22 protein-coding genes, 2 tRNA genes and 1 riboswitch are annotated in these 25,928 nt (G+C 71.1%); of the genes, 9 read left to right on the forward strand and 15 right to left on the reverse strand.

The features are described 5' to 3' along the window. The first annotated feature begins 391 nt into the window (after positions 1 to 391). A complete protein-coding gene (locus AB0I41_RS23300; RefSeq protein ID WP_357111160.1) occupies positions 392 to 1,393 on the forward strand; it encodes a hypothetical protein in 1,002 nt (333 codons plus the stop codon). A 307-nt stretch (positions 1,394 to 1,700) separates the two neighbouring features. Then, positions 1,701 to 2,261, forward strand: coding sequence for a site-specific integrase (locus tag AB0I41_RS23305; RefSeq protein ID WP_357111162.1), 561 nt, complete (start codon positions 1,701 to 1,703; stop codon positions 2,259 to 2,261). Positions 2,262 to 2,321: 60 nt separating this feature from the next. Here AB0I41_RS23305 and AB0I41_RS23310 read toward each other — a convergent pair. Further along, positions 2,322 to 2,395 (reverse strand) — tRNA-Gly (locus AB0I41_RS23310). 237 nt (positions 2,396 to 2,632) lie between these two features. Between AB0I41_RS23310 and AB0I41_RS23315 the strand changes: the two genes are divergently transcribed. Then, positions 2,633 to 3,619 carry a zinc metalloprotease gene (locus AB0I41_RS23315; protein ID WP_357111165.1) on the forward strand — a complete coding sequence of 329 codons (987 nt, stop codon included), beginning with the start codon at positions 2,633 to 2,635 and terminating at the stop codon, positions 3,617 to 3,619. A 63-nt stretch (positions 3,620 to 3,682) separates the two neighbouring features. Here the strand turns inward: AB0I41_RS23315 and AB0I41_RS23320 are convergent, their stop codons facing one another. Further along, positions 3,683 to 4,249, reverse strand: a complete 567-nt coding sequence (locus tag AB0I41_RS23320; RefSeq protein ID WP_357111167.1) for a pyridoxamine 5'-phosphate oxidase family protein — start codon at positions 4,247 to 4,249, stop codon at positions 3,683 to 3,685. Positions 4,250 to 4,327: 78 nt separating this feature from the next. On the opposite strand from AB0I41_RS23320, the gene dcd reads away from it, so the two are divergent. After that, positions 4,328 to 4,906: a dCTP deaminase gene (gene dcd, locus AB0I41_RS23325; protein WP_357111169.1), complete on the forward strand. Its 579-nt coding sequence runs from the start codon at positions 4,328 to 4,330 to the stop codon at positions 4,904 to 4,906. 43 nt (positions 4,907 to 4,949) lie between these two features. On the opposite strand, the gene AB0I41_RS23330 is transcribed toward dcd, so the two are convergent. From AB0I41_RS23330 to AB0I41_RS23355, 6 genes are all read right to left on the reverse strand, one after another. Beyond that, on the reverse strand, positions 4,950 to 5,990 hold the full coding sequence (locus AB0I41_RS23330; RefSeq protein ID WP_357111172.1) for an NlpC/P60 family protein: 1,041 nt from the start codon (positions 5,988 to 5,990) through the stop codon (positions 4,950 to 4,952). A gap of 12 nt (positions 5,991 to 6,002) precedes the next feature. Continuing rightward, a riboswitch (cyclic di-AMP (ydaO/yuaA leader) is annotated at positions 6,003 to 6,139 on the reverse strand. Positions 6,140 to 6,290: 151 nt separating this feature from the next. Next, positions 6,291 to 7,307 (reverse strand): NlpC/P60 family protein, encoded by a 1,017-nt coding sequence (locus AB0I41_RS23335; protein WP_357111175.1) that lies wholly within the window; start codon positions 7,305 to 7,307, stop codon positions 6,291 to 6,293. Positions 7,308 to 7,470: 163 nt separating this feature from the next. Further along, positions 7,471 to 8,475 (reverse strand): hemolysin family protein, encoded by a 1,005-nt coding sequence (locus tag AB0I41_RS23340; RefSeq protein WP_357111178.1) that lies wholly within the window; start codon positions 8,473 to 8,475, stop codon positions 7,471 to 7,473. Continuing rightward, complete coding sequence (locus AB0I41_RS23345) at positions 8,468 to 9,775, reverse strand: hemolysin family protein (RefSeq protein ID WP_357111180.1); 1,308 nt, start codon at positions 9,773 to 9,775, stop codon at positions 8,468 to 8,470. The genes AB0I41_RS23340 and AB0I41_RS23345 overlap by 8 nt, the downstream gene beginning before the upstream one ends. A 156-nt stretch (positions 9,776 to 9,931) precedes the next feature. Then, positions 9,932 to 12,187: a (Fe-S)-binding protein gene (locus AB0I41_RS23350; RefSeq protein WP_357111183.1), complete on the reverse strand. Its 2,256-nt coding sequence runs from the start codon at positions 12,185 to 12,187 to the stop codon at positions 9,932 to 9,934. 296 nt (positions 12,188 to 12,483) lie between these two features. Then, a complete protein-coding gene (locus AB0I41_RS23355) occupies positions 12,484 to 12,747 on the reverse strand; it encodes a cell division protein CrgA (protein WP_357111186.1) in 264 nt (87 codons plus the stop codon). Between the two features lie 230 nt (positions 12,748 to 12,977). Between AB0I41_RS23355 and AB0I41_RS23360 the strand changes: the two genes are divergently transcribed. The 4 genes from AB0I41_RS23360 to AB0I41_RS23375 are packed head-to-tail and all read left to right on the forward strand — an operon-like array spanning position 12,978 to position 16,556. Continuing rightward, entirely contained in the window at positions 12,978 to 13,784 is an 807-nt protein-coding gene (locus AB0I41_RS23360) for a DUF881 domain-containing protein (protein ID WP_357111189.1), read from the forward strand. Continuing rightward, entirely contained in the window at positions 13,781 to 15,604 is a 1,824-nt protein-coding gene (locus AB0I41_RS23365; protein ID WP_357111193.1) for a class E sortase, read from the forward strand. Before AB0I41_RS23360 ends, AB0I41_RS23365 begins: the two co-directional genes overlap by 4 nt. A gap of 5 nt (positions 15,605 to 15,609) precedes the next feature. Beyond that, the gene (locus AB0I41_RS23370; protein WP_357111196.1) at positions 15,610 to 15,900 is read left to right on the forward strand and encodes a hypothetical protein; all 291 of its coding nucleotides are present in this window, start codon (positions 15,610 to 15,612) and stop codon (positions 15,898 to 15,900) included. A 5-nt stretch (positions 15,901 to 15,905) separates the two neighbouring features. Next, positions 15,906 to 16,556: an aminodeoxychorismate/anthranilate synthase component II gene (locus AB0I41_RS23375; RefSeq protein ID WP_357111199.1), complete on the forward strand. Its 651-nt coding sequence runs from the start codon at positions 15,906 to 15,908 to the stop codon at positions 16,554 to 16,556. A 73-nt stretch (positions 16,557 to 16,629) separates the two neighbouring features. Here the strand turns inward: AB0I41_RS23375 and pknB are convergent, their stop codons facing one another. The 7 genes from pknB to AB0I41_RS23410 form a co-directional block, all read right to left on the reverse strand. Continuing rightward, positions 16,630 to 18,429 carry a Stk1 family PASTA domain-containing Ser/Thr kinase gene (pknB, locus tag AB0I41_RS23380; RefSeq protein ID WP_357111202.1) on the reverse strand — a complete coding sequence of 600 codons (1,800 nt, stop codon included), beginning with the start codon at positions 18,427 to 18,429 and terminating at the stop codon, positions 16,630 to 16,632. Continuing rightward, positions 18,426 to 19,856 carry a protein kinase gene (locus tag AB0I41_RS23385; RefSeq protein ID WP_357111205.1) on the reverse strand — a complete coding sequence of 477 codons (1,431 nt, stop codon included), beginning with the start codon at positions 19,854 to 19,856 and terminating at the stop codon, positions 18,426 to 18,428. Before AB0I41_RS23385 ends, pknB begins: the two co-directional genes overlap by 4 nt. Before the next feature lies 1 nt (position 19,857). Further along, positions 19,858 to 21,363, reverse strand: a complete 1,506-nt coding sequence (locus AB0I41_RS23390) for a penicillin-binding transpeptidase domain-containing protein (protein ID WP_357111208.1) — start codon at positions 21,361 to 21,363, stop codon at positions 19,858 to 19,860. Next, positions 21,360 to 22,739 (reverse strand): FtsW/RodA/SpoVE family cell cycle protein, encoded by a 1,380-nt coding sequence (locus AB0I41_RS23395; protein WP_357111256.1) that lies wholly within the window; start codon positions 22,737 to 22,739, stop codon positions 21,360 to 21,362. The genes AB0I41_RS23390 and AB0I41_RS23395 overlap by 4 nt, the downstream gene beginning before the upstream one ends. A gap of 140 nt (positions 22,740 to 22,879) precedes the next feature. Further along, positions 22,880 to 24,298: a PP2C family serine/threonine-protein phosphatase gene (locus AB0I41_RS23400; RefSeq protein ID WP_357111211.1), complete on the reverse strand. Its 1,419-nt coding sequence runs from the start codon at positions 24,296 to 24,298 to the stop codon at positions 22,880 to 22,882. Beyond that, on the reverse strand, positions 24,295 to 24,780 hold the full coding sequence (locus AB0I41_RS23405; RefSeq protein WP_357111214.1) for an FHA domain-containing protein: 486 nt from the start codon (positions 24,778 to 24,780) through the stop codon (positions 24,295 to 24,297). The genes AB0I41_RS23400 and AB0I41_RS23405 overlap by 4 nt, the downstream gene beginning before the upstream one ends. Positions 24,781 to 24,786: 6 nt before the next feature. Then, entirely contained in the window at positions 24,787 to 25,581 is a 795-nt protein-coding gene (locus AB0I41_RS23410; RefSeq protein WP_357111217.1) for a DUF3662 and FHA domain-containing protein, read from the reverse strand. A 224-nt stretch (positions 25,582 to 25,805) separates the two neighbouring features. Here AB0I41_RS23410 and AB0I41_RS23415 point away from each other — a divergent pair. Further along, positions 25,806 to 25,891, forward strand: a tRNA-Leu gene (locus tag AB0I41_RS23415). Positions 25,892 to 25,928: the final 37 nt, after the last annotated feature.

Below are 25,928 nucleotides of genomic sequence, written 5' to 3' on the forward strand. Positions count from 1 at the left end.
TGGCCGAGAGGATAGGCACCGCTTCCCAACGCTGCTGTCCCCGCTCCGAGGCCGCAGCGAAGTTGGAGCTGTGCCAGTCTGCGTGGAGCCCAGTTTGGAAGGACGAAGATCAGGGTGGACAAGGACCTAATGGGCCAGGTCAAGCCAGGAAGTGCGTGTCCGTTCGTGCCCCCCTGGTAACCGTGCAAGGCACCGGCTACTGGCACGTGGATGGCACAGCGGCCTCGGGATTGTAAGATCAAGTTGCCCCTTGACGCCTGCCGCAGATCGACATCCTCAGTAGGCACGAGCTTGTGTAAGGATCCCGACACTGACGGGGCCTGGCTGGCATCTAACTCCTTCCTACGATGGCTTCATGTTTGCAGGCCGCCAAGGTTAAAGGGATCTGCTCTTGCTCCGGGAGTTCCTTTACGTCGACACGCAAAAGGTCAGGTCGTTGCTTGCTCAGCTTGGGGATGGGGGGGTTAGCGAAGAAGTCAAAATTACGGAAAAGACGCAGAATAAGCTCAGCATCGGAGCTCGTAACATTGCGAATCGCGACTGGGACTCGGGCTCTGAGTCAAGCACAACACGCTCGCTGGCCGATGCAGTCTTTCCGGCGCTCGAAGATGCAATGGAAACCTCTGGCTACTTGGTCGATCTATCGGATGAGTTGCAGCGGCCCGAATTCTGGAAGGACGATCTGCAGGAGGCGTACCCGGAGGGGTCTTTCGTTCGCATTACAGCGCCGGCGCGCCTCTTTGACTCCCGCTATGTGAACCGGATTTTCGCGGGGCTTTCGTTCGCCGCGAACGGCTTTACAGCCCTCAATCCAACTCCGGGGAGCGAGGCGAGCAAGCGGAACAAGGGGCGTCCAACGACGACGCCTAAGGCGAAGGCAGCCTCTCCTCGGGAGTCGCCGGAAGATGACATTGAGGACTTTCCCGCAGCACTCTTCGGGGATGCCCTGACCGGCGAACAGTTGCGCGGCTTCGCAAAAATGACTCGCGGCCTGTTTCACACGGGGCTACACCTCATCATGAACCCGGCTGACCAAGAAGGGCTTTCGGTTTCTGTTCGCCTTGAGGAGGGGCGGTCATTCCTTGAGAGCGAGGCCGACGTGCTCTTCGCTCGCTACGGAGTCCAGGAGCAGGAATGGACCATGGTCGGCACGATTGGCAGTCATTCCGCACCAGAAATCGACGAAGACTCCAGCACTCCATTTGACGTGCGGCCTGGCGGGATCGATCGAGCTGCCCTAACGGGGATGATAAGTACTCTCGTGGGCGGTGTGGCTAGCTTCGGATTCGCGGATCTTCCTCAATATCCGGGATTCTCTATCGTGCCCTTTGCGGTCTATAGGACCATCCTTCGTTCGGTGCAGGAACCGCCGACGGACGGTGCTGTCGTGTAGCAAACGATCCCCTGGAGTAGCTAGCGGATCTCCTCGTCGGGCAGTCGTAGACCGTCCAGCCTCCCCGGACGGGGACAAGGTCGTTCGTCCGGTAGGGCGCTCCACCTTGTCCCCGTCCGGGGAGGCTGGTAGCCCTTGTGGTGCCCGGCGAGGTGATCCGCTCCCGGCCGATCTCCGAGGAGGGCCGGGGTTCGGGGCGGAGCCCTGAGCTCTTCGAGGGCCTGGTCGTCCCTCAGTGTGGCCGGCCGGCGCGGCCCGCTTGCGGGCCGCCTTGATCTGATAGAGCGCAATTCGGCAACGTCATCCGATGAGCTGCGCTAGGCGCTCGTGCACCTGCCTGGCAGCTTCATCTGGAACGACGGTAGATGTGCGACCGCATCCCCCAGTCCCTGCCGGTCTACGGGCAGTGTCGGTGCCAGCGGCGATCCTCCCGGCCGTGCGCGAGCACCTGGCGGCGTTCGTCGATGCCAACCCAGAGGCGTTGGTGTTCACCACTCCGACCAGCCGGCCGATCTGGCAAGGCAACCTCAACCAGGTGATCGGGTGGCCAGCGGCGATCGGCAAGCTCGGGGTGCCCGACCTGCACTTCCACGATCTGCGGCACACCGGGAACACGATCGCGGCCCGGACCGGCGCGAGCACCCGGAAGCTGATGGCGCGGATGGGTCACGACTCGCCCCAGGCGGCCATGATCTACCAGCACGCCACGTCGGAGGCGGACCGGGCCATCGCCCAGGCGGTGAGCGACGCGGTGAAGGCGGAGCGGAAGAAGGTCGACGGCCAGCTCGTCCGACAAGGCCAAGAGCAAGGGCAAGAGGGCGGGCAAGAAGCGTGGTTGGTCGCCCGTGGATGGCACGCCGGGCGCTGATGGCCGGTGGAACGGCGAAAGCCCCAGCCAGGAAACCTGTCCTGAGCTGGGGCCTCGCGCTGGAGCGGGTGACGGGAATCGAACCCGCACTGTCAGCTTGGGAAGCTGATGTTCTGCCATTGAACTACACCCGCAGGCGGCACCACTGTACCTGAGGTCACCGCCGCCGTGCATCCAGGTACCCCCGGCGCGCCCGGCGCACCCCTCCCCCGTAATCGATCTTGGACGCAACGCATTCACGAGAAGCAGAAAGTTTCACAGCGGCAACACATGGCCATTCTCAAACCTGTCGATCGGTTGTAACGTCACGCCCAACTTTTCGACCACGGTGCGACACACCCCCTGTCGCATCGCCAGAAAGAGGTGGGCCCATGGGACTCCGTCCCAACCTGCTGACCCGGCGTACCGCCGGTGTCGCGTCGACGACCCTCGCGCTTCTGCTCAGCACCGCCGCGGTGGGCGTCGTCCCCGCTGCTTCCGCCTTCTCCGCTGCCCCGGCCGAGGTGTGCGCCGAGCCGGCCGACGTCCACTCGGACGCCCGGATCAAGGCCGGCGGGACCGCCAAGCACGAGCCCAACGAGCTGACCGCCCAGCAGGTCCGGGAGCGCGAGGCCGACCTCGCGTCGGCGCTGCGCGAGCGGGCGAACTTCCGCGCCGGTGCCCAGGCCGCCGCCCCGCTGGCCACGGTCACCATCCCGGTCGTCGTCCACGTCATCCAGCGGGACAGCACCCGGGCCGGCGGCAACATCCCGGACTCGATGATCACCTCGCAGATCAGCGTGCTGAACCAGGCCTACAGTGGCGCCACCGGCGGCGCGGCCACCGCCTTCGGCTTCCAGCTCACCAAGATCAACCGGGTGACCAACCCGGCGTGGTACCCGATCGTGTCGGGCTCCTCGGCCGAGCGGTCGATGAAGACGTCGCTGCGCGAGGGCGGCAAGAACACCCTGAACGTCTACCTGGGCGAGCTGAGCGACAACCTGCTCGGCTGGGCGACCTTCCCGCAGAAGAAGCTGAACAGCATGGACGGCGTGGTCGTGCTGAGCGAGTCGCTGCCCGGCGGCACCGCCACCAACTACAACCAGGGCGACACCGGCACCCACGAGGTCGGCCACTGGCTGAACCTCTACCACACCTTCCAGGGTGGCTGCGCCGGTTCGGGTGACAGCGTCGACGACACCCCGGCCGAGGCCTCGCCGGCGTTCCAGTGCCCGACCGGGCGGGACACCTGCACCGCGGCCGGCCTGGACCCGATCACCAACTTCATGGACTACACCTACGACTCGTGCATGCACCAGTTCACCGCTGGTCAGGCGAGCCGCATGCTGACCGCGTGGAACGCCTACCGCGCGGCGTAACACCCCAGCAGACGCCGGTGCCGGCTCCGTCGCAGGACGGGGCCGGCACCGGCGTCTTCGGATTCAGGCGGCGGGGCGGCGGGTGTCGAAACCGTGGCGGCCGTGGCGGGCCGGGCGCCGATCGGGTACGCCGGCGGCGTCACCTCCGCGGTGGGCCGCGCCCGGGTCGAGCCAGACCTGGACGCCGGGCCGCCACTGGCCCTCGCCGGGCTGCCCGAGCCCACCCTGGTCGTGGCGGGTCAGCATCGCCACGTCGACGCTGAACTCGAAGAGTCGCCAGTCGACCTGCGGCGCCGCCCGCCCGATGCGGGCCACCCGGGCGACCCGGGCCGGGTCGGTCACCGGTTGCGCCCGGCCGGCGACGTACGCCTCGTCGTCGCTCTCCTCCGGCGGGAACGAGTGCAGCGCGTACCGCCCGTCGCGTTCGAGGTCGCGCCGCTTGGGCGAGTCGACGACGAAGCAGAACAGTCCCTCGTCGGTGATCACGGGGCAGACCGGGTGCACCCGGGGCCCACCGTCGGCGCGGACGGTGGCCAGGTAGCCGAAGCCCGGCCCGTACTGCTGCAGGAGAAGGCGGATCCCGTCGGCGAGTCGGGGCTCGTCAGCGGCGAATTCGGACCAGGAAGCCATACGGACATCCTATCGAACACGTGTACGAATGCGCAGTCCGACACGCAGGTCACCCGGTCCGCTCGATATGGTGTGCCGATGCTGCTCTCCGACCGCGACCTGGTCTCCGAGATCAAGACGGGCACGCTCGGGCTGGAGCCCTTCGAGCCCACGCTGGTGCAGCCGTCCAGCATCGACGTGCGCCTCGACCGGCTCTTCCGGGTCTTCAACAACCACCTGTACACGCACATCGACCCGGCGATGCAGCAGGACGACCTCACCTCGATGGTGGAGGTCCCCGAGGGCGAGCCGTTCGTGCTGCACCCCGGCGAGTTCGTGCTCGCCTCCACGCTGGAGGTGATCTCGCTCGGCGACCAACTCGCCGGCCGGCTCGAAGGGAAAAGTTCCCTGGGCCGGCTCGGCCTGCTCACCCACTCGACCGCCGGCTTCATCGACCCGGGCTTCTCCGGGCACGTGACGCTGGAACTGTCGAACGTGGCGAACCTGCCGATCACGCTCTGGCCCGGCATGAAGATCGGCCAGCTCTGCATCTTCCGGCTCTCGTCCCCGGCCGAGCACCCGTACGGCTCCGCCGTCTACGGGTCGCGCTACCAGGGCCAGCGCGGGCCGACCCCGAGCCGCTCCTGGCAGCACTGGCGCACCTGGCCCACCCGCTGACCGCCGCGCCGGGCCCCCGGAACCCGAGGAGCCCGGCGCGCGCTCAGCCCGGCCGGCCGTAGCTGTGGACCGGCCCGTCGTCGACGCGCTTCATCTTGATCGGCACCCCGGCCTGGGAGGCGTGGACCACCCAGCCGCCGCCGACGTACATGCCGACGTGGTGCAGGTCGGCGTAGTAGAAGACCAGGTCGCCGGGGCGCAGGTCGGCCCGGCTGACCCGGGCGGTCACCTGGCGCTGCTGGCGGGCGTTGTGCGGGAGCGAGACACCGGCCTTGGCCCACGCCGCGAGCATCAGGCCGGAGCAGTCGTACGAGCTCGGGCCCTCGGCGCCCCAGACGTAGGGCTTGCCGATCTGGGCGCAGGCGAACTTGACCGCCGTTCCGGCGGGGCCGCCGGGGTAGCCGGCCGGGCACGGGGCCGGGCGCAGCGCGCCGCCGCCACCGTTGCCGTACACCTTGAGCCGCAGCTTCTGCAGCCGGTCGATCTCGGCGTTGATCTGCTTCTTCTTCGCGGCCAGCTGGGCCTCGGTGCGGGCGAGCTGGGCCACCATCTCGTCCAGCGGCGCCTTCTTCGCGGCGAGCTGGTCGCGCAGGTCCTTGACGGCCCGCACGTCGCGCTGCTGCCGCTCGGCGAACCGGTCGAGCAGTTCGAGCTGGTCGACCAGCTCGCTGGGGGAGCTGCTGCCGAGCAGGGCGTTGACGGCGGAGAGGTTCTCCCCCTTGTACGCCTCGGCGGCGAGGCCGCTGACCTGGTTCATCGCGAGGTCGACCTGGAGTTGCAGCGGTCCGATCCGCTTGGCCAGCGCGTCGGCCTGCCGGCGCTTGGCGGCCAGATCCTGCCGGGTGGCGTTGTGCTGCTCGATGATCGGTTCGAGGGTGTTCCAGTCCTGGTCGATCTGCCGCTCGATCTCGGCGACCGAGGGTTCGGCATGGGCCGCCGTGGCGCCACCGGTCAGGACGACGGCGGCACCGGCGAGGGCGGCGAGGGTGGTGGTAAAGCGGGACCAGCGTGGGCGCGGCGCAGCCGTCGGCCGGGTGACCTGGGTCGACCGGTACGACGGTGGCCGCGGGGCATGGTGTGCCACCGGGCTCCGTACTCCTTCTTCCGCGACCGCCTACCGGGTTAGCTGACGGGTTCGGGCGGGAAGGGAGCGCCCTACCGCAGTGGCTGCGGATTCACCCCGGCGTACCTGGGTCCCCGGTTCACCCGGAGGCGACTCGGCGGTGCCGGCCGCTGCCGCCCGGGTTGGACGGACCGTCGGCGGCCGACGAAGGACCAGAGTAGAGAGGACCGTTATCGATCCGCAACCCGCCATGCCGGGACAGGTCCGGATACGCGGAACCCCCGGTCGGGGTGACCGGGGGTTCGCGGTGGGTCGGACGGGTCAGTTCGGTCGTCGGAACCCGGCGACCGGCATGTAGTCGATGCTGGCGACCTGGACCGGCTTGCCGGTCCGGGGCGCGTGGACCATCAGACCGTTGCCGAGGTAGAGACCGACGTGGTGCAGGTCGCTGAAGAAGAACACCAGGTCCCCCGGGCGCGCCTCGGAGCGCGGGATGGACTTGCCCTCGTTCCACTGGGCGCCGGTGTGGTGGGTCAGGTAGATCCCGGCGGCCTTGTAGGCGTACTGGGTGAGGCCGGAGCAGTCGAACGAGTCCGGCCCGTCAGCGCCCCAGACGTACGGCTCACCCACCTGCTGGCAGGCCACCCGGATGGCGGTCTGCGCGGCGGAACTCACCACGCCCTTGATGGTGGGACAACCGGCCACCTTGACCACGGTCTTCGGCATCGCCGCCTGGAGCCGCTTGATCTCGGCGTTGATCTGCGACTTCTTGGCGGCCAGCTCCTTCTCCTGCTTGACCTCCGCGGCGATCAGCGTGTCGAGCTTCTGCTTCTCGGCGTCGTACTTCTGCCGGGCGTCGATGACGACCTGGAGCTCCTTGCGCTCCTGCGCGGCGAGGCGGTCCAGGATGGTCAGCTGCTCGGTCAGGGTGCCCGGCTTGGCGCTGATCAGCAGCGCGCCGATGTCCTGCGAGGGGCCCGTCATGTAGTAGCGGGAGGCGAGGTCGCCGACCCGGTTCATGGCCAGCTCGGTCTGCAGGGCCAGCGGCTGGATCTTCTTCTCCAGCTCGGCCGACTTCTTGCGGTTGACCTTCAGCTGGGCGCGGACCTTGTTGTACTGCTCGATGGTCGGTTCCAGCTGTTCCCACTGCTTGTCGATCGCCGCCTCGATCTCCTCCGGTGTGGGCGCGGCGTACGCCGGCACGGCGAGCATCCCGGCGCCGACGGCCACGGCGGCGACCAGTGTGAGCAGGCGGCGAGCGACCCGCCGCAGGCCGGCCGGGCGAGCCGGCGGACGACCCTGGGCGTGACGATGTAGGGGCATGGTTGCCACCGGCACCGACTCCTTAGCGACCGACCGCCGGGCGCCTCGCTGAGGGGAAGACGGAGGCAGACGACCCACAGCGGTCGGTGCCCCACCTTAGGGAAACGACGGGTCGAATTCAAGGTGGGCCATCACCCCATTACATTTGCGCAACCATCCGCACACAACGGGTGTTCGCTCATTTTCCAACGACAGCGGTCAATACATCGTCCAATGTCACCACGCCCAGGGGTCGACGACCGTCGCTCACCAGCACCATGTGCCGCCGCTCGCGCCGCATCGCCAGCAGCAGGTCGGCCAGCGTACGGTCCGGCGGCACCACCGCCAGCGGGCGGTAGACGTCGGCGGGCACGGGGGCCCGGCGGGCCACCCCGGCGTACCCGAGCACGTCCTTGACGTGCACGAAGCCGAGCACCCGCCGGGTCGACCGCTGCACCACCGGGAACCGGGAACGGCCGGTCCGGGTGGCCAGCACCTCCAGCGACGCCGGTGAGACGTCCTCGGCCACGGTGGTCACCGTCGACCAGGGTTGCAGGGCGTCGGCCGCGGTACGCCGGTGCAGGGCCAGCGCCCCGGTGATGCGGGCGTGCTCCTCCGCGTCCAGCAACCCCTCGGTGCGCGCCTGCGACACCAGCCCGGCCAACTCCTCGGCGGTGAAGACCGTCTTCACCGCGTCGGTCGCCTCGACCCGCCACAGCCACAGCACCTGACGGGCCGCCCACTTCATCGCCACCAGCAGCGGCTTGGTCGCCACGCAGAAGGCCAGCATCGCCGGCCCCAGCCAGAGCGCGGACAGCTCCGGCCCGGCCAGCGTGATGTTCTTCGGCACCATCTCGCCGACCACGGTGTGCAGGAAGACCACCACACCGAGGGCGATCAGGAACGAGACCGGGTGGATCGCCCCGGCCGGCAGCCCCAGCGCGTGGAACGCCGGTTCCAGGTTGTGGGCCAGGGCCGGTTCGGCGATCGCCCCGAGCCCCAGCGAGCAGACGGTGATGCCGAGCTGTGCCCCGGCGATCATCAGCGGGATCCGGTTCATCGCCGACAGCGCCCAGCGGGCCCGCCGGGAGGTCGCCGCGAGCGGTTCGACCACGGTACGGCGGGACGCGATCAGCGCGAACTCGCTGCCCACGAAGAACGCGTTGCCGAGCAGCAGCGCCACGGCGACCAGCAGCTCAGTCATCGCCGTCCGGCTCCTCCGGGCGGAGGACCCGGACCTGCTCGATCCGGTGCCGCTCCACCTCGACCACCGTGAACTCGTACCCGGACTCCTCGACCGTCTCGCCGGGCACCGGGATGTGGCCCAGGCGGGCCATCAGGAACCCGGCCAGCGTCTCGTACGGGCCCTCGGGCAGCCGGAAGCCGGTCTGCTCGGCCAGCTCGTCCTCGCGGAGCATTCCGTCGAGCAGGACGGTCCGTTCGCCCCCCGGCACGGTCAGCTCGGCCGCGACGGCATCGTCCACCGCGTCCGGGTCGAACTCGTCGGCGATCTCGCCGACCAGCTCCTCGACCAGGTCCTCGATGGTGACCACGCCGTCGGTGCCGCCGTACTCGTCGACCACGATGGCCAGGTCGGCGCCGGCGTCCTTCAGCGCGGCCAGCACGCCGTCGAGGTCCAGGCTCTCCGGCACGTACACCGGTTCGCGGGCCACCGCCGCGACAGTGGTGGAGGCGCGCCGCGCCAGCGGCACCCCGAGCGCGTCCGGCACGCCCGCGACCCCGGTGACCAGGTCGAGGGTCTCCTCGTACACCGGGAAGCGGGTCCGTCCGGTCTGCCGGGACGCCTCCAGCAGCTCGGCCACGGTGGCGGTGGCCCGCAGCGCGACCACGTCGACCCGCGGGGTCATCGCCTCCGCGGCCCGCTTGTCGCCGAAGCGGATGGTGCGGCGCAGCAGCATGGCGGTGTCCGGCGGCAGCGCGCCAGCCCGGGCGGAGATGGCCGCCAGCAGCCCCAGTTCCTCCGGGGAGCGGGCGCTGGCGAGCTCCTCCTGCGGCTCGACGCCCAGCTGCCGGACCAGCCGGTTCGCCGAGCCGTTCAGCGCCCTGATCAGCCAGCCGAAGGTGCGGGAGAAGCCGTGCATCGGGCCGGCGGTGGCCAGGGCGGCGGGCATCGGCCGGGCCAGCGCGAGGTTCTTCGGCACCAGTTCGCCGAAGAGCATGGAGATCAGGGTGGCCAGGGCCAGGGCGAGCAGCGGGCCGAACCGTTCCGCCCCGCCCACCGGCCGCAGCAGCGGGGCGAAGAGCCGGGCCAGCGCCGGCTCGGCGAGGTAGCCGGTGAGCAGCGCGGTGAGCGTGATGCCCAGCTGCGCCCCGGAGAGCTGGAAGGACAGCTCGCGCAGCGCCCGGCGTACCGTGGTCGCCGCACCGTCCCCGGCGTCGGCGCGCCGGTCGATCTCCGCCCGATCGACGGTGACCAGGGCGAATTCGGCCGCGACGAAGAACGCGTTGCCGGCGGTCAGCAGGACGAAACCGACCAGGGGCAACAGCGTGGTGAACAGCAGGCCGTCGATGATCGCCTCACCTCGGGCGCGATTGTTCCACGGGTGGGCCCCGGGGCACGAGTCGGCGCAGACGGCGACGGCGGTGACACCCGTGGGGTGCCCACCGCCGTCGTGGTGCCGGTGATCCGGGGGTACGCCTCAGCCGGCGACCGGCTCGGTCTGCTTGTCGCCCTGGGCGTTCTCCGGCTTGACCGAGCGGAGCAGCACGCTGGCCACGTCGATGACCTCGACCTGCTCGCCGGCGCCCTTGCCGTTGACCCCGTCGTTGAGCATCGTCGAGCAGAACGGGCAGCCGACGGCGACCGTCTTCGCCCCGGTGGCCATGGCCTCCTCGACCCGGTCCACGTTGATCCGCTTGCCGATCTTCTCCTCCATCCACATCCGGGCGCCGCCGGCACCGCAGCAGAAGGAGCGCTCGCTGTTGCGCGGCATCTCGATGAGGGCGCTGTCGTGCCCCGCGCCGGACGGGATGGCCGCACCACCCTGGCCAGCTCCGGCTCCGCCTGCGATGGCACTGCCCAGCACCTCACGGGGCGCGGCGAAGACCCGGTTGTGCCGGCCCAGGTAGCAGGGGTCGTGGTAGGTGACCCCGCCGTCCACCGGCTGCACCGGGGTCAGCTTGCCGGTCGAGACCAGGTGGGCCAGGAGTTGGGTGTGGTGCACGACCTCGAACTCCCCGCCGAGCTGGCCGTACTCGTTGCCGAGGGTGTTGAAGCAGTGCGGGCAGGTGGCCACGATCTTGCGCTTGGCCTTCTCCCGGCCCTCGAACGCCTCGTTCAGGGTCTCGACGTTCTGCTGGGCGAGCATCTGGAAGACGAACTCGTTGCCGATCCGGCGGGCCGGGTCGCCGGAGCAGGTCTCGCCCTCCCCGAGGATGGCGAACTTGACGCCGGCCTCGTTGAGCAGCGTGGCGACCGCCCGGGTGGTCTTCTTGGCCCGGTCCTCGAACGCGCCGGCGCAGCCGACCCAGAACAGGTACTCGAAGTCGTCGACCTCGCCGACCCGCGGCACCTCGAAGTCGAGGCCCTTGGTCCAGTCCTCGCGGGTGTTCTGCGGGGCGCCCCACGGGTTGCCCTTGTTCTCCAGGTTGCGGAGCATGACGCCGGCCTCGGACGGAAAGCTCGACTCGATCAGCACCTGGTAGCGGCGCATGTCGACGATGTGGTCGACGTGCTCGATGTCCACCGGGCACTGCTCGACGCAGGCACCGCAGGTGGTGCAGGACCAGAGCACGTCGGGGTCGATGACCCCGCCGGACTCGGCGGTGCCGATCAGCGGCTTGTCGGCCTCGGCGAGCGCCAGCACGTCGACGTGGGCGAGCTGCGCGGCGGTGGCCTTCTCCTCGCCGGTGAGGTCCTTGCCGCCGCCGGCCAGCAGGTACGGCGCCTTGGCGTACGCGTGGTCGCGGAGGCTGAGCACGAGCAGCTTCGGCGAGAGCGGCTTGCCGGTGTTCCAGGCCGGGCACTGCGACTGGCAGCGCCCGCACTCGGTGCAGGTGCTGAAGTCCAGCAGGCCCTTCCAGGTGAACTGCTCGACCTGGGCGACGCCGAACTGATCGGACTCCGGGTCGGCCTCCTCGAAGTCGAGCGGCTTGCCCTCGCTCATCATCGGCCGCAGGGCGCCGAGGCCGGAGCCGGCGGGCTTGGCCGGCTCGCGTTTGAAGAAGATGTTGAAGAACGCCAGGAAGCGGTGCCAGGCGACGCCCATCGTCACGTTCAGCGCGATGACGATCAGCCAGGTCATCGAGATGGCGATCTTGATGAACGCGGCGATGCTGACGCCGGCGTCCCAGTCGGGCAACAGCCCGCCGACGGCGTGGCTGACCGGGGTGGCCCAGACCGGGTACTCGAAGTGGTCGGTGGCGACCTTGAAGCCCCGGATGACGAAGCCCATGATCAGCACGGAGAGGACCACGGCCTCGACGAAGTAGCCCTGCCACATCGTGGAGCCGGTGAACCGGGAGCGGCCCCGGGGCCGGGTCGGCCGGTTGCGGACCCGGATCGCGATCAGCACCAGGATGCCGACCGTGCCGAGGATCGCGATCAGCTCGGTGACCAGGCCGTAGACGGTCAGGCCGCCGATCAGCGGCAGGCCGCCGGTCGGGGAGACGACCTCGAAGTACGCCTCCAGCACCAGCAGCGACAGCACGATGAAGCCGACCATCACGAACCAGTGCGCCGCACCCACCACGCTCCACTTGAGCATCCGGGTGTGGCCGGCGGTCTCCACCAGCATGGTCCTGGTGCGGGTGCCCCTGTCGGCGAACCGCTCCGGTGCCGGTTGACCCAGCCGGATCACCGCCACCATCTTCATGACCGCGCGCACCGCAAGCCACACCGCCACGGCGGTGATGGCGGCCGCGAGGATCGTGGTGACGATCTGGACGCTGCCCATCGAGTTGGCCTCCCGGTCTGCTGCCTGTCGAGCGGCTCGGCGACCGGGGGCCGGTGTCAGGGCGCGGCCGGCGTCACGCCGTTGCCGCACCCTCGACCGGGCCGGTCGATGACCTCGCTCCGCTCGGTCATGCAGAGCAGCCTACGCGCAAGGTTACCCAGCGGTAACGTGAGTCTTCTCGCACCCGGCCACGCCGCCCTGCGCACACCATAGGGTGCCCGGCGCCGGAGCGCCGGGCAGGGTTCTGCGAAGGTGACATGGATCTGTCCCCGGCGGCGCCGCCGGCGCCGCCCGGCTCAGCGCCAGCGGGAGAGCAGGATCAGCGAGGCGACCATCGCGCCGAAGCCGACGGCGAGGTTCCAGTAGCCCCACGTGGCGACCGGGTACTCCTGCTCGGAGAGGTAGTAGACCACCAGCCAGCCGATGCCACCGACGATCAGCGCGATCGCGCTGGCCGGCAGCCACACGGGGCTAGGCTTGCGCGTCGCCGCCGTCGCCGTCGGACGCACGTCCGTCGGCGGGGTGTACACCTTCTTCTTGCGGACCTGAGACTTGGGCACGACGCTCTCCAGAGGGGTGACGACCTCGTCCGGCCTGACAACCGGGCGCGGGGGCGACGGTCCATGGCCAATAATGTTCGACAGCTAGCGTAGTCCGGACGAGCCGTCCAAGCCACGAATGGGGTCAGGCCGGTGCGCGGAGTGACCGAAAAAAGGGAAACCGCCCCGGGGCGTACGCTCCCGCAGGCATCGTGGCGGGGATCAACCAGACGAGGCGGAAGGAACGCTCGGTGGAGTACACATCCGGCGCGGCGTCCTGGCAGAAGGTCATGCGGCGCGCGGTCGCCGCGCTCCTGCCACGGCGTCCACGGCAGCGGCGACCGGGCTGGTCGATCGGGGTGCCACTGATCGCCGCCGCGGCCGGGCTGCTCTTCACCACCACCGCCACCACCGCCGGCGGCACCGTCCTGCGGGAGGACCGGCGGCCCCAGCTGACCCAGCTCATCGAGGACCGCCGCGAGCAGGTGGCGGCCAGCGAGCTGCGGGCCGCCCGGCTGCGCGCCGAGGTCGAGAGCCAGACCGCCACGCTGGCTGACACGGACGCCCCCGTCAAGGAGCAGCGCGACCGGGCCGACCGCAGCCGGGAGGCCGCCGGGTTCACCGCGCTCTCCGGCCCGGGCGTGATCGTCGAGCTCGACGACGCGCCCCGCCGCAACGACCAGACCCTGCCCAAGGGCGCGACCAACGACGACCTGGTCGTCCACCAGGGCGACGTGCAGGCGGTGGTGAACGCGCTCTGGGCCGGCGGCGCGGAGGCCATGTCAATCATGAACGTCCGCGTGCTGTCCACCAGCGCGGTACGCTGCGTGGGTAACACCCTGCTGCTGCACGGCCGGGTGTACTCCCCACCGTTCAAGATCGTAGCAATCGGCGATCCCGCTGCCCTCCAGCAGGCCCTCGCCGGCTCTGAGGGAGTCGGGTTGTTCAAGCAGGCGGCCGAGCACTACCAGTTGGGATACAAGGAGACCGTCTCCTCCGTGACCGTGCCGGCCTTCGAGGACTCCACCGCCCTGCGATCGGCGAAGGTGCCCCGATGAGTCCCGACGGCAGGGACCCGCGCCACCACGACCGGAGCGACGACCCGACCGCGGTCATCCCCAAGGTCGACGACTCCACCCCGCCGGCCCGTCGCAACACCTGGCCCGACCCGGTGCTGCCGCCGCGCTCGCCCGCGAACCGGCCCCCGGCGCACCCCGGCCCGCCTCCGGACCCGGCCCCCCGACCCACGGCCACGGACCCGACGCCCGGCCACGCGAACGCCGACCCGACGCGCGGCCGCCCGGCCGCCGACCCGACGCCCGACCGCGCTGCCGTCGACCCGTTCTCCGGTGGCTCACCGACGGCCCGATCCGCCGACGGCCCGACCCGGCCCGCGCCACCCGCGTGGCCAGGCAACGCCGAGGTCCGCCCGGCCGCGCCCGCCGCCACCCAGCCGCCGTCGGCCCCGCCAGCCGCCCACCGGCCGCCGGCCGGGCCGGAGCGCCCCGCCGCGCCGGGCCCCGCCACCGCGGCCGCCGCCGACCACCAACCCCGATCGGGGGTACGGCCACAGCCCGCCACCGAGGCGCCCACCGCCTTCCTCCCCACGATCGCCGCCCGTCCCACGGACCGCCCAGCCGCCGCACCCGACGCCCGGCGGGCCGGCGAGCCCACCGCCGACGACCGCGCCACGGGCCCGGGCGGCCCCGGACACCCGTACCCGTCGCCGCCCGGCGGAGCCCGTCCCGGCGTACCCACGCCGGAGGCCGGGTCCGGTGGGCCCGGACTGCCCCGCGCGGCCGCTCCCGAGGGTGGACCCGCCCATTCCGCCGCTCCCGGCGGACAGCCCGGCGCCCAGCCGGCCGCTCCCGGCGGCCTGACCGACCCCCACTGGACCGGTGGCGGTCTGCCGGGTGCCCGCCCGGCCGGCGACGGGCCGGACCGGTCGGCGGACCCGGCGGCCACCGCGATCATCCCGGCGGTGGCCGGACGGCCCACGCCTCCCCGGCCGGCGCTGGACTCGACGGCGCTGATGGGCGCGGTGCCGCCCGTGCCCGAGCGCGACGGCACGGCCGGCGACGCGCCCGCCGAGCCGCCGCAGCCCCGGCGCGGCGAGCGGGTGGTCCAACTCCGGCCGCACCAGACCGGCGAGGGCTACAAGAGCATCTACTCCGAGTTGACCAGGCCGTCCGTGGCGTCCCGGTTGCGCACCGGCATCCGGGCCACCGGCGAGGTGCTAATCACCTTCGGCCTGGTGGTACTCCTCTTCGCCGGGTACGAGATCTGGGGCAAGTCGGCCATCGTCGATGCCCACCAGGGCGACCTCAGCAGCCAGTTGGCGCAGGAGTGGGGGCCCAGCGGCGACCCCACCGTCGCGCCGTCCGCCGGGCCGACGGCCAAGCCCAAGCCGCCGGTGGAGGGCAAGCCGATCGCGGGGCTCTACATCCCCAGACTCGACAAGAACTGGGTCGTGGTGGAGGGCGTCACCCAGAAGGACATCCGGTACGCCCCGGGCCACTACCCGAAGAGCGCCATGCCGGGCGAGGCGGGCAACTTCTCCGTCGCCGGGCACCGCAACCGGGCCACCTTCTGGCGGCTGGACGAGCTCGACGACGGCGACGCGATCGTCGTCGAGACCAAGACCGAGTGGTACGTCTACAAGGTCATCAAGACCCGGATCGTCCGGCCCGACCAGGTCGAGGTCGTCGCGCCGGCACCGATCAAGCTGGCGCCGGGAGAGAAGCCGAAGAAGCTGCTCACCCTGACCACCTGCAACCCGAAGTTCGACAACTACCAGCGCCTGATCATCCACGCCGAGCTGGACGCCAAGGCCAGCATGCCCAAGTCCAAGGGCCGCCCGGCGGCACTGGGAGGCTGACGACGATGTACGCCTGGATCTGGCGCAGGCTGCCCTTCGGCCTGGCCGGCAAGATCACCGGTTCGCTGCTGCTCGCCGCCGCGACCGTCGCCCTGCTCTGGTACGTGGTCTTCCCCTGGGCCGAACCCCTGGTGACCCCCTTCGACGACGTGCAGGTCACCCAGCAGGACTCGGGGGTCCCCGGCAACGAGGGCGGCGACACCACCCCGGTCGGCGACGAGCCCCCCGGCGACGAGCACGACATCCAGTACGACACCGAGCAGAACAACACCCCGCCCCCCTCCCCGGACGAGTGAGCCCCATGCGTGTCCTGGTCATCGACAACTACGACTCGTTCGTCTTCAACCTGGTGCAGTACCTCGGCCAGCTCGGCGTCGACTGCGAGGTCCGCCGCAACGACGAGATCGACATCGCCGAGGTCGGCCGGCTCGGCTCGGCGGGCGTGCTGCTCTCGCCCGGCCCGGGCAGCCCGGACCGCGCCGGCATCTGCCTCGACGTGATCAAGGAGTACGGCGGCAGGCTACCCCTCTTCGGCGTCTGCCTCGGCCACCAGGCCATCGGTGAGGCGTTCGGCGCCACCGTGACCCGGGCCCCCGAGCTGCTGCACGGCAAGACCTCGGAGGTACGCCACCGCTCGGTCGGCGTGCTGGCCGGGCTGCCGGACCCGTTCACCGCCACCCGCTACCACTCGCTCGCTGTGCTCCCCGAGACGCTGCCCGACGAGCTGGAGGTCACCGGCTGGACGGAGTCCGGTGTCGTGATGGCGATGCGCCACCGGACGCTGCCGATCGAGGGCGTCCAGTTCCACCCGGAGTCGGTGCTGACCGAGGGCGGTCACCTGATGCTGGCGAACTGGCTGGCCGCCTGCGGCCACCCGGAGGCGCTGGACCGCGCCCCGGAGCTGGCGGCCGAGGTGGACGCCCGGCGTAGGGCCGCCTTCGCCAACGCCTGACAGCGTCGCCGAGCCGTAGCCGGAAGGCCCGGTCCCGCAGGGGGACCGGGCCTTCGTCAGTGCTGTGTCCAGTTCATTCGGCGGGGACGTTGTCCGGAGGCGGGGGGAACAGACCGCCACCGTTGCCGGTGCTCGGGGGCGGGCTGGTCGGAGTCCCGGTGGGCGGGGTCGGCTCCTGGCTGGCCTCGGGGACGCTGACCACGATGGTCACCGTGCTGCCACGCGTCTTCTTGCTGTCGCCCTTGGGATCCTGGCTGACGACCTTGCCCGCTTCGTCCGCCGGCACCTCCCGACCAAGCTCGACATCGACCTTGAAGCCGGCGTTCTGCAGGGAACGGGTAGCCTCCGCCTGGCTGAGACCCACCACGTCCGGCACCTGCCGGACGTTGCCCTTGGAGACCGTCAACGTCACCTCGGTGCCCTCCGGCACGAGCTGACCTTCTGCTGGCGAAACCGAGAGGACGATGTCCTCACTCTCGGCGCTGTCCTTCTCGACGACCTTGACCTTGAACTTCTCGTCCTTCAACCGGGCCTCTGCGCTCGCACGCTTGCTTCCCTCGAGACCGGTCGGGACCTTGACCTCCGGCTTTCCGCCGCAGATCTTGACCGTCACCTGGCTGTTCTGCTCCAGGCTGCTGCCGGCGGGTGGGTTCTGCTCGGCAACCGTGCCCTCCGTGCAGGTGCTGTTGAAGACCTGGTCGCCCAGCACCGGATTCAGGCCGGCGTTCTGGACCTCGGTGAACGCGGTGGCCTGGTCCTTACCCGCCAGGTTGGGCACCTGGGTCTTCTCCGGGCCGCTGCTCTGCATCAGCAGCGCCGTCACCAGGGCGATCACCGCCAGCACACCGACCGCCGCGAACGCGGCGATCACCCAGGCCGAACTCTTGCGCCGACCCGGATCGCCGACCCGCGCCGGCACCTGCTGCCGGGTCTGCGCGCCGCCGACCTGCGTCGGGTACCCGCCACCGGCGGCCGGAGCCAGGTGCGCCGTCTCGTCCTGCGGCATGACCGGGGTGGCCAGCACCGGGCGGCCGGCGGCGGCCCGGAGCAGGTCGGCCCGCATCTCGCCGGCGCTCTGGTATCGGTTGAGCGGGTTCTTCGACAGCGCCTTGAGCACGATCGCGTCGACCGCCGGGTTGACGTCCGGGTTGATGTCGCTCGGCGTCGGCGGGGCCTCCCGTACGTGCTGGTAGGCCACGCTCACCGGGCTGTCCCCGACGAACGGCGGGTGCCCGCAGACCAGCTCGAAGAGCACGCAACCGGCGGCGTAGACGTCGGAGCGGGCGTCCACGGCCTCGCCGCGCGCCTGCTCCGGGGAGAGGTACTGCGCGGTGCCGATGACCGCGCTGGTCTGGGTCATCGTGGTGGCGCCACTGGCCAACGCCCGGGCGATGCCGAAGTCCATCACCTTGACCTGGCCGGTCTGGGTGAGCATCACGTTGCCCGGCTTGATGTCCCGGTGGATGATCCCGTGCCGGTGGCTGAACTCCAGCGCGGCGCACATGTCGGCGCAGATCTCCAGCGCCCGGCGCGGCTGGAGCCGGCCCTCGACCCCGAGGACCTCCTTCAGCGTCCGGCCGTTGACGAACTCCATCACGATGAACGGCAGCGTCTCACCGGTCGGCGCGGTCTCCTCGCCGGTGTCATAGACGGCGACGATCGCCGGGTGGTTCAGCGAGGCGGCGTTCTGCGCCTCCCTGCGGAACCGCATCTGGAAGGTGGCGTCCCGGGCCAGGTCGGTACGGAGCATCTTGATCGCGACGTCCCGGCCCAGCCGGAGGTCACGACCACGGTGAACCTCCGCCATGCCGCCGTAGCCGAGCAGCTCGCCGACCTGGTACCTGCCACCGAGCAGGCGGGCCTGCGCTGTCATCGCGTTCGTCGTCCTTCGCTCGTCGTCGTCTCGTCGCCACCCGGTCGGAGCCGTTCCACCCGACGGTACGGCGTCTGGGCCAGATCGTCGCGTCCAGACGCGCTCACCGCGCCGGACGTCACGCTCAGCGGGCCGGACGCGCCGGGGTCACCGGCGTGCGCGTCCTGCCGCGCCCTGTAGGAAATCACGCCGGAGCAGACCAGGACCAGTACGGCCAGCAGGATGGCCACCGTCACCATCCCTGACCTGGAACGACGCGGAACGGAAGCCGGAACCGGCTGCCGGGCGTACCCGACGGGGCGGTCGGACCGGGTGGAGGCCGGCGGCACGACCGCGGCCCCGCGGGGCGGCACGGGCTGCGCGACCAGCGGCCGGGCCTGCGGCACGGCCGGGGCCGGCGGGCGCTGCGCCGCCACGGGCGGCTGCGGTTGTCGCGCGGCAACCGGCGGGCGGGCCGGACCGGCGGCCGACGGTCGGGGTTGCTGGGCCAGCGCGGGTGGGCGGTGCTGCTGACGGGCGGTCGGCACCTGGGCGCGGGCGACCGGGGCGGCCGGCGAGGCCGGCGCCGCCGAGACCGGGTTGGCGTGACCACCGGCCCGCGCCTGCTGGGAGAGCGCGAGCTTCGCCTGCCGGGCCACCGAGGCCAGCGCGGCGGCGCTCGGCCAGCGGGCGGACGGATCCTTGGCCAGGGCCCGCTCCACGATCGCCTTCACCTGCGGCGGAATGTCGCCGGGCAGCGGCCGGGGGGGCTCCTGGACGTGCTTCATGGCGATCTCGAGGGGGTTGTCCCCCTCGAACGGGCGCCGGCCGGCGAGGCACTGGTACGCCACGACGCCGAGCGCGTACACGTCGGAGGCGTGGGTGGCGACCGCGCCGGTGGCCTGCTCCGGGGAGATGTACGAGGCGGTGCCGAGCACCGAGCCGGCGGCCGTGAGCTGGCCGACCAGGTCGGAGCGGGCGATGCCGAAGTCGGTCAGCACCAGCGTCCCGTTCGGCCGGACCAGCAGGTTGCCCGGCTTCACGTCCCGGTGCACGATGCCCTTCTCGTGGGCGGCGTGCAGCGCGTCGGCCGCCTGGGCGACCAGCGCCATCGTCCGGGCCGGGGTGAGCCGGCCGACCCGGCTCAGCGTCGCCGACAGGGCGTCGCCTTCGACGTACTCCATCACCAGGAAGGCGATGTGCTGGTCGCTGCCGAAGTCGTAGACGTCCACCACGCCCGGGTGGTTGATGGTGGCCATGGTCCGCGCCTCGCCCCGGAACCGCTCGGCGAAGCCGGGCTCGTCCAGCAGCGCCGGGAGCAGGCTCTTCACCGCCACGGTACGGCCCAGCACCTGGTCGGTGCCGCGCCAGACGTCACCCATGCCACCGCTGGCGATCCGCTCGTCGAGGCGGTAGCGGTTGCCGAGCTGGACGCCGGGGTGGAGCATGTCAGCGGCCCCCGGAGTCGGCGATGGCGGCCTGCATGATCTTGCCGGCGATCCGGGCCGCCTCGCCGCTGCCGCCGCTGCCCGCCTCCTCCAGCATTACGCACACCGCGGAGACCGGGGTGCCGTTCTTGTCGAGGGCGAAGCCGATGAACCAGCCGTGGTCGGGCCGGTTCGGCGCGGACTGGGCGGTGCCGGTCTTGCCGCCGACGGTGTAGCCGCGGAGCTGCGCCTTCTGGCCGCTGCCGTTCTCCACGACGCTGACCATCATCTCCCGCAGGTCGGCGGCGACCGTGCCGTTGACCGGCTGGCGCAGCTCGCGGGGCTTGGCGGTGTAGTAGCTGGTGGTGCGATCCGGCGCGAGCAGCTGCTTCACCAGGTACGGCCGCATCTGACTGCCACTGTTGGCGACCGTGCCGGCGATCAGCGCGCCCTCCAACGGGGTCATCTTGACGTCGCGCTGCCCGATGGAGGACTGGGCCAGCGCGGCCGGGTCCGTGCCGCCGCCGGGGGCCTCCATCGCGCCGGTCCGGCTCGGTGCGACGGTGAGGCCGCCCTCGCCGAGTTGGCCGACGGTGAGGTCGTCCTGCTCGAACCCGAACTGCCGGGCCTTCTCCTTGAGGGTGTCCGCGCCGAGCTTCACGCCGAGCTGGGCGAAGCCGGTGTTGCACGAATGGGTGACCGCGTCCATCAGAGTGACCTGCGACTGGGGGCAGATCGACGGCGCGGCGTTGCGGATCGGGGAGCCCGAGGTCGGCGGGGTCCAGCTCGACCCGGCCGGGATCTGGGTGTTCTTGCCGACCCCGTTCTCCAGCGCTGCGGCGGCCACCACGATCTTGAAAGTCGAGCCGGGTGGCAGCGTCTCGGAGAGCGCCCGGTTCTTCAGCGGCTCGTCCGGGTCCTGCTCCAGCTGGTTGTACGTGGCGGTGGCCTTGTTCGTGTCGTGGTCGGCCAGCGGGTTCGGGTCGAAGCTCGGCATCGAGACGAGCGCCTGCACCGCCCCGGTACGCGGGTCGATGGCGATCGCCGCGCCCTTCTTGACCCCGTTGTTGTTGTTCCGCAGCTGCTCGTACGCGGTGTCCTGGGCGCGCTTGGAGATGGTGAGCAGCACGTTGCCACCACCGGTCTTGTCGCCGGTGAACATGTCCTTGATCCGGTTGGCGATCAGCGCGTCGCTGGTGCCGGCGAGGAAGTCGTTCTCCACCCGCTCGATGCCGGTGTCCGCGAGGTTGACCGGCTCGTAGCCGAGCACGTGCGCGTACTTCGGTCCGCCCGGATAGTTGCGCAGGTACTTCAGCTTGCCGCTGGTCGCCTTGCTGGTGGCGAGGGCCGTGCCGCCGGCCTCGATGTTGCCGCGCGGGCGCTCGTACAAGGCCACCTGGACCCGGCCGTTGTAGTCGCTGGTGCGGTATTCATCGGCCTTGTAGGCCTGGATCCAGTTGAGGTTCGCGAAGAGCAGACCGAACAGGATCATGACGACGACGCCGACGCGGCGCAGGGGTGCGTTCACGGGCGGATCACCTCCGTGGGGGCGCCGTGCAACTGCTCCGGCGGGCCGCCGGCGGGTCGGGCCGCCGGACCGGAGCCCTGGGTCACCGGGCGGCGGGCCGCGTCGGAGACCCGCAGCAGTACCGCGATGAGCAGCCAGTTGGCCATCAGCGACGAGCCACCGGCGGAGAGGAACGGCGTGGTCTGGCCGGTCAGCGGAATGAGCTTGCTGATCCCGCCGACGATCACGAAGACCTGGAGCCCGAGGGTGAAGGCGAGACCACCGGCGAGCAGCTTGCCGAACGAGTCCCGGACGGCGAGCCCGGCCCGCAGGCCCCGCTCGACGATCAGCAGGTAGGTCACCAGCAGTGCGGTGAGCCCGAACAGGCCGATCTCCTCACCGATGCCGGCGAAGATGAAGTCGTTCTGCACCTCGGGGATCAACAGCGGCTCGCCGGCGCCCGGCCCGGCGCCGAAGAGGCCGCCGCTGCCCAGCGCCAGCAGGCCCTGGACCAGCTGGTAGCCCTTCTCGTACGGGTCGGAGAACGGGTCCAGCCAGATCTCGGCGCGCAGGTGGAAGTTGGCGAACGGCCCCCCGATCGTGCCGCCCAGCACGTACGCCAGGTAGGCGCCGCCGAAGAACAGCAGCAGACCGATGAGCAGCCAGCTCACCCGTTCCGTGGCGATGTAGAGCGTCACCACGAACATGCCGAAGTAGAGCAGCGAGGTGCCGAGGTCCTTCTCGAAGACCAGCACCAGCAGGCTGAACGCCCAGACCGCGATCACCGGGCCGAGGTCCCGGCCGCGCGGGAAGTCGATGCCGAGGACCCGGCGGCTGGCCAGCGAGAGCACCTCGCGCTTGCGGACCAGGTAGTAGGCGAAGAAGACCAGCAGGGCCAGCTTGGCGAACTCACCCGGCTGGATGCTGAAGCCGCCGACCTTGATCCACAGCTTGGCGCCATAGATCTCCGAGTATCTGGCGGGCAGCACCGCCGGGATCATCACCAGGACGATGCCGGCCAGGCCGAGGGTGTACGCGTACCGGGAGACCGCCCGGTGGTCCTTCATGATGAACAGCAGCACCGCGGCGAGGATCACCGAGGCGAGCGTCCAGGCCAGCTGGCGCCCGCCGTTGCCGGCGAAGATGGCCAGCGTCTCCCGCTCGGCCGGCGCCGCCTTGCCCAGGTCGAGCCGGCGCAGGAAGCCGACCCCGATCCCGTTGAGCAGGGCGACCGCCGGCAGCAGGGCCGAGTCGGCGAAGGGCGCCAGCCACCGGATGACCAGGTGCATGCCGAGGAACAGCGCGCCCAGCACCGCCGCCGGCATCCAGAAGTCCGGGGTGACCGTGTCGAGCATGTTCGCCTCGATGATCGCCCCGTACGCCGCCACCAGCACCATCGCCAGCAGCAGCAGGGAGAGCTCCGAGTTGCGCCGGGACCGGGCCAGGCGTACGCCGGGCTGCTCGCCCGTCGTGGCGGGCGAGACTGCCGGTGTGGCCGCTGCGGTCACGGATCGATCCTCGGGCTCTCAGCCGACATTCAATCGGTCGACCGGCAGCCCGCCGGGTCCACGACCGGCGGTACCGGGTCGGAGGCCGAGGCGTCGGGCGTGGTGGTCGGCGCGGGGGTGACGGTGCCGGCCGGTCCGCCGCTGGCGGCCGGGGTGGGTGCGGCCGGGCTGGCCGTCGGCGCGACCGCGGAGGCGCTCACCGCCACGGTCGGGCTCGGCGGGCAGACCGGCTTGAGGTTGGGGTTGGCCGGGTCGTCGCTGGTCAGCTCGGCCAGCCGGCGGACCGCGTCCGGCTCGCTCTTGGCCTGGATGCCCTGCTTGACCTGCTCCTGCGCGGCGAGGGTGAGGTCGTCCAGCTTGGCCTGGCTGGTCGAGTGCACGCTGGACAGGTCGAGCCCGGCGACCTGGCCGGGGACCCCGCGGAAGACCGCGAGCTGCCCCTGCTCGGTCGCCCCGACGTAGTACTGCCGCTGGGTGTAGGTCCAGCCGGCGAAGAGACCGCCGCCGAGGATCACCAGCAGCGCCGCCAGCATCGCCACGGTACGCAGCGGCCGGCGGCGGGGACGCTCCGGCTCGTCGTCCCGGTCGGCGGCCGGGTCCTCGGGCACCGGGGGACGCGGCGCGGAGAGCGCCGAGGCGCGGGCCGCCGGGGTGGAGACGTCGGCGGAGGTGGCCATGCCCCGGTCCCGGGACGCGGCGCCGCCGACGATCGGGCTCGCCTCGACGATGTCCTGGTCGGTGGCATCCGCGATGATCACGGTGATGTTGTCCGGGCCGCCGCCGCGCAGCGCGAGCTGGACCAGCCGCTCGACGCACTGCTGCGGGTCGGTGTACTCCCGCATGGTGTCGGCGATGGTGTCCGCGCTGACCACGCCGGAGAGGCCGTCGCTGCAGATCAGGTAGCGGTCACCGGGCAGCACCTGGCGGACGCTGTACTCCGGGTCGATGTCGCGGCCGTCGAGGGCCCGGGTGAGCAGCGAGCGCTGGGGGTGGCTGCTCGCCTCCTCCGCGCTGATCCGCCCCTCGTCCACGAGCATCTGGACGTAGGTGTCGTCCTTGGTGATCTGCGCGAACTCACCGTTGCGCAGGAGATAGGCCCGCGAGTCACCGATGTGGACCATGCCGAGCTTGCTGCCGGAGAAGAGGGTCGCGGTGAGCGTGGTGCCCATCCCCTCCAGCTGCGGATTGGCGTCCACGGTGTCGCGGAGCTGCTGGTTGGCGGTGCCGACGGCCGAACGCAGCGCATCGACGAGGGCGTCCCCTGGGACGTCCTCGTCGAGCGGCGCCATGGCACCGATGACGATGTTGCTGGCGACGTCACCGGCGGCCATGCCGCCCATGCCGTCGGCGACGGCGAGAAGCCGCGGCCCGGCGTAGACGGAATCCTGGTTTCCGTCTCGGATCAGACCGCGGTCGCTGTGGGCCGCGTAGCGCAGGGTCAGAGTCATGGCCGTAATTCGAGAGAAGTGCGGCCGATCCGGATCGGCACGCCGAGGGGGACGGGGGTTGGTCCGGTGACCTTAGCGCGATCCAGGTAGGTGCCGTTAGTCGAGCCGAGGTCCTCGACGAACCACTGCCCGTCGCGTGGCACGAGCCGGGCGTGCCGCGCGGAGGCGTAGTCGTCGGTGATGACGAGGGTGGAGTCATCGGCCCGCCCGATGGTGATCTGCGCTTCGCCGAGGGTGATCCGGGTGCCGGCGAGCTGGCCGGCGGTGACCACCAGCTGGTGGGCGGCCCTGCCCCGCTTCACCTTGGCCGGTTTCAACGCCTGCCCGCTGGAGGCGCCCACCGCGCGCGGCGCGGCCACCAGCCGGCCCGACCGGGCTCCCGCGAAGAGGTCGCGGCGGATGACGCCGACCACCGTGAACACGAAGATCCACAGCAGGATGAGGAATCCGAACCGGGCGACGGTGATGACGAGCTCCGGCAAGGCGGGTCAGCCGTCCACGCGGAAGGTCAGGGTGGTGGTGCCGAGCTGGACCATGTCGCCGGGGTTGAGGGCGACCGCGGAGACGCGCTGGCCGTTGACCATCGTGCCGTTGGTCGACCCGAGGTCGGTCAGCACGACCTGGCCGCCGTCGAAGTCCAGCCGGGCGTGTCGCCGGGAGATGCCGACGTCCGGCAGGCGCAGGTTGGCCTGGTCGCCGCGACCGATCACCGTCGACCCCATCTGGAGGGGGTAGGTGCGGCCGTCACCGGAGACCAGCCGGACGTTACGGGCGCCGCCACCGTGCCCCGGCGGCGGGCCGTAGCCGCCACCCTGGTCGTACGACGGGTACGCCGGCGGGCCGGCGTCGTAGCCGCCGGGCGCGGAGACCGGGGCGACCTCGCCACCGGTGTAGACCTCGGCCGTGACCCGGAACATGCCGGTGTCCAGCCCCTCGCCGCGCTCGATCTCGACGATCACGTCGCCGTAGACCGTCCACGCCTGCTCGCCGATGAACTCCGCCTGCGACTGGGCCAGCTCCTGGGCCAGCGCGGCGGCGTACGGCGCCAGCCGACTGTGGTCGTACGGCGAGAGATCGATCACGTAGCGGTTGGGCACCAACGTGCGCCCACCAGCCAGGATGGCCTTGTGCGCCTCGGCCTCCCGCTGCATGGCGTTGAGGATCTCCACGGGGTGGACCACCCCTTTGAAGACCTTGGCGAAGGCCCCCTCGACCAGGCCTTCCAGACGCTTCTCGAAGCGTTGCAGCACGCTCACCGGCTCCTCCTCGGGTCCCGAGGACATGATGGTATCCGCCCGGCGCGCATGCAGCTCGCGCGCCGCTCGGCGGCCTCGTGGCGGCCCGTTCGGAAGGGACCCTTCGGGCGTGCTAGTCTTTCGTCCGCCGCGAACGGTGACCGCTCCACGGAGCGTAACCGGTCGAGGCGATGACGCAGGACACGTAAGATGTCCGGGGCCCGCTGGAGACAGCCGGACCGGCACGGATTACAGTGTTCGAGGTCAGCCACGGGGAAGTGGCGGAATGGCAGACGCGCACGGTTCAGGTCCGTGTGCCCGAAAGGGCGTGGGGGTTCAACTCCCCCCTTCCCCACCAGATCGACGAGGGCTCCGCAGCTTGCGGGGCCCTCGCG

This window comes from Micromonospora sp. NPDC050200, assembly GCF_040656135.1.
Lineage (GTDB): Bacteria > Actinomycetota > Actinomycetes > Mycobacteriales > Micromonosporaceae > Micromonospora.

Coding starts and splice junctions, on each gene's coding strand:
- dcd (WP_357111169.1), top strand. CDS start 4,328: ATGCTGCTCTCCGACCGCGACCTGGTCTCCGAGATCAAGACGGGCACG.
- AB0I41_RS23315 (WP_357111165.1), top strand. CDS start 2,633: ATGGGACTCCGTCCCAACCTGCTGACCCGGCGTACCGCCGGTGTCGCG.
- AB0I41_RS23320 (WP_357111167.1), bottom strand. CDS start 4,249: ATGGCTTCCTGGTCCGAATTCGCCGCTGACGAGCCCCGACTCGCCGAC.
- AB0I41_RS23410 (WP_357111217.1), bottom strand. CDS start 25,581: ATGTCCTCGGGACCCGAGGAGGAGCCGGTGAGCGTGCTGCAACGCTTC.
- AB0I41_RS23350 (WP_357111183.1), bottom strand. CDS start 12,187: ATGGGCAGCGTCCAGATCGTCACCACGATCCTCGCGGCCGCCATCACC.
- AB0I41_RS23305 (WP_357111162.1), top strand. CDS start 1,701: ATGAGCTGCGCTAGGCGCTCGTGCACCTGCCTGGCAGCTTCATCTGGA.
- AB0I41_RS23385 (WP_357111205.1), bottom strand. CDS start 19,856: ATGCTCCACCCCGGCGTCCAGCTCGGCAACCGCTACCGCCTCGACGAG.
- pknB (WP_357111202.1), bottom strand. CDS start 18,429: ATGACAGCGCAGGCCCGCCTGCTCGGTGGCAGGTACCAGGTCGGCGAG.
- AB0I41_RS23395 (WP_357111256.1), bottom strand. CDS start 22,739: ATGGTGCTGGTGGCGGCGTACGGGGCGATCATCGAGGCGAACATGCTC.
- AB0I41_RS23400 (WP_357111211.1), bottom strand. CDS start 24,298: ATGACTCTGACCCTGCGCTACGCGGCCCACAGCGACCGCGGTCTGATC.
- AB0I41_RS23340 (WP_357111178.1), bottom strand. CDS start 8,475: ATGACTGAGCTGCTGGTCGCCGTGGCGCTGCTGCTCGGCAACGCGTTC.
- AB0I41_RS23370 (WP_357111196.1), top strand. CDS start 15,610: ATGTACGCCTGGATCTGGCGCAGGCTGCCCTTCGGCCTGGCCGGCAAG.
- AB0I41_RS23365 (WP_357111193.1), top strand. CDS start 13,781: ATGAGTCCCGACGGCAGGGACCCGCGCCACCACGACCGGAGCGACGAC.
- AB0I41_RS23375 (WP_357111199.1), top strand. CDS start 15,906: ATGCGTGTCCTGGTCATCGACAACTACGACTCGTTCGTCTTCAACCTG.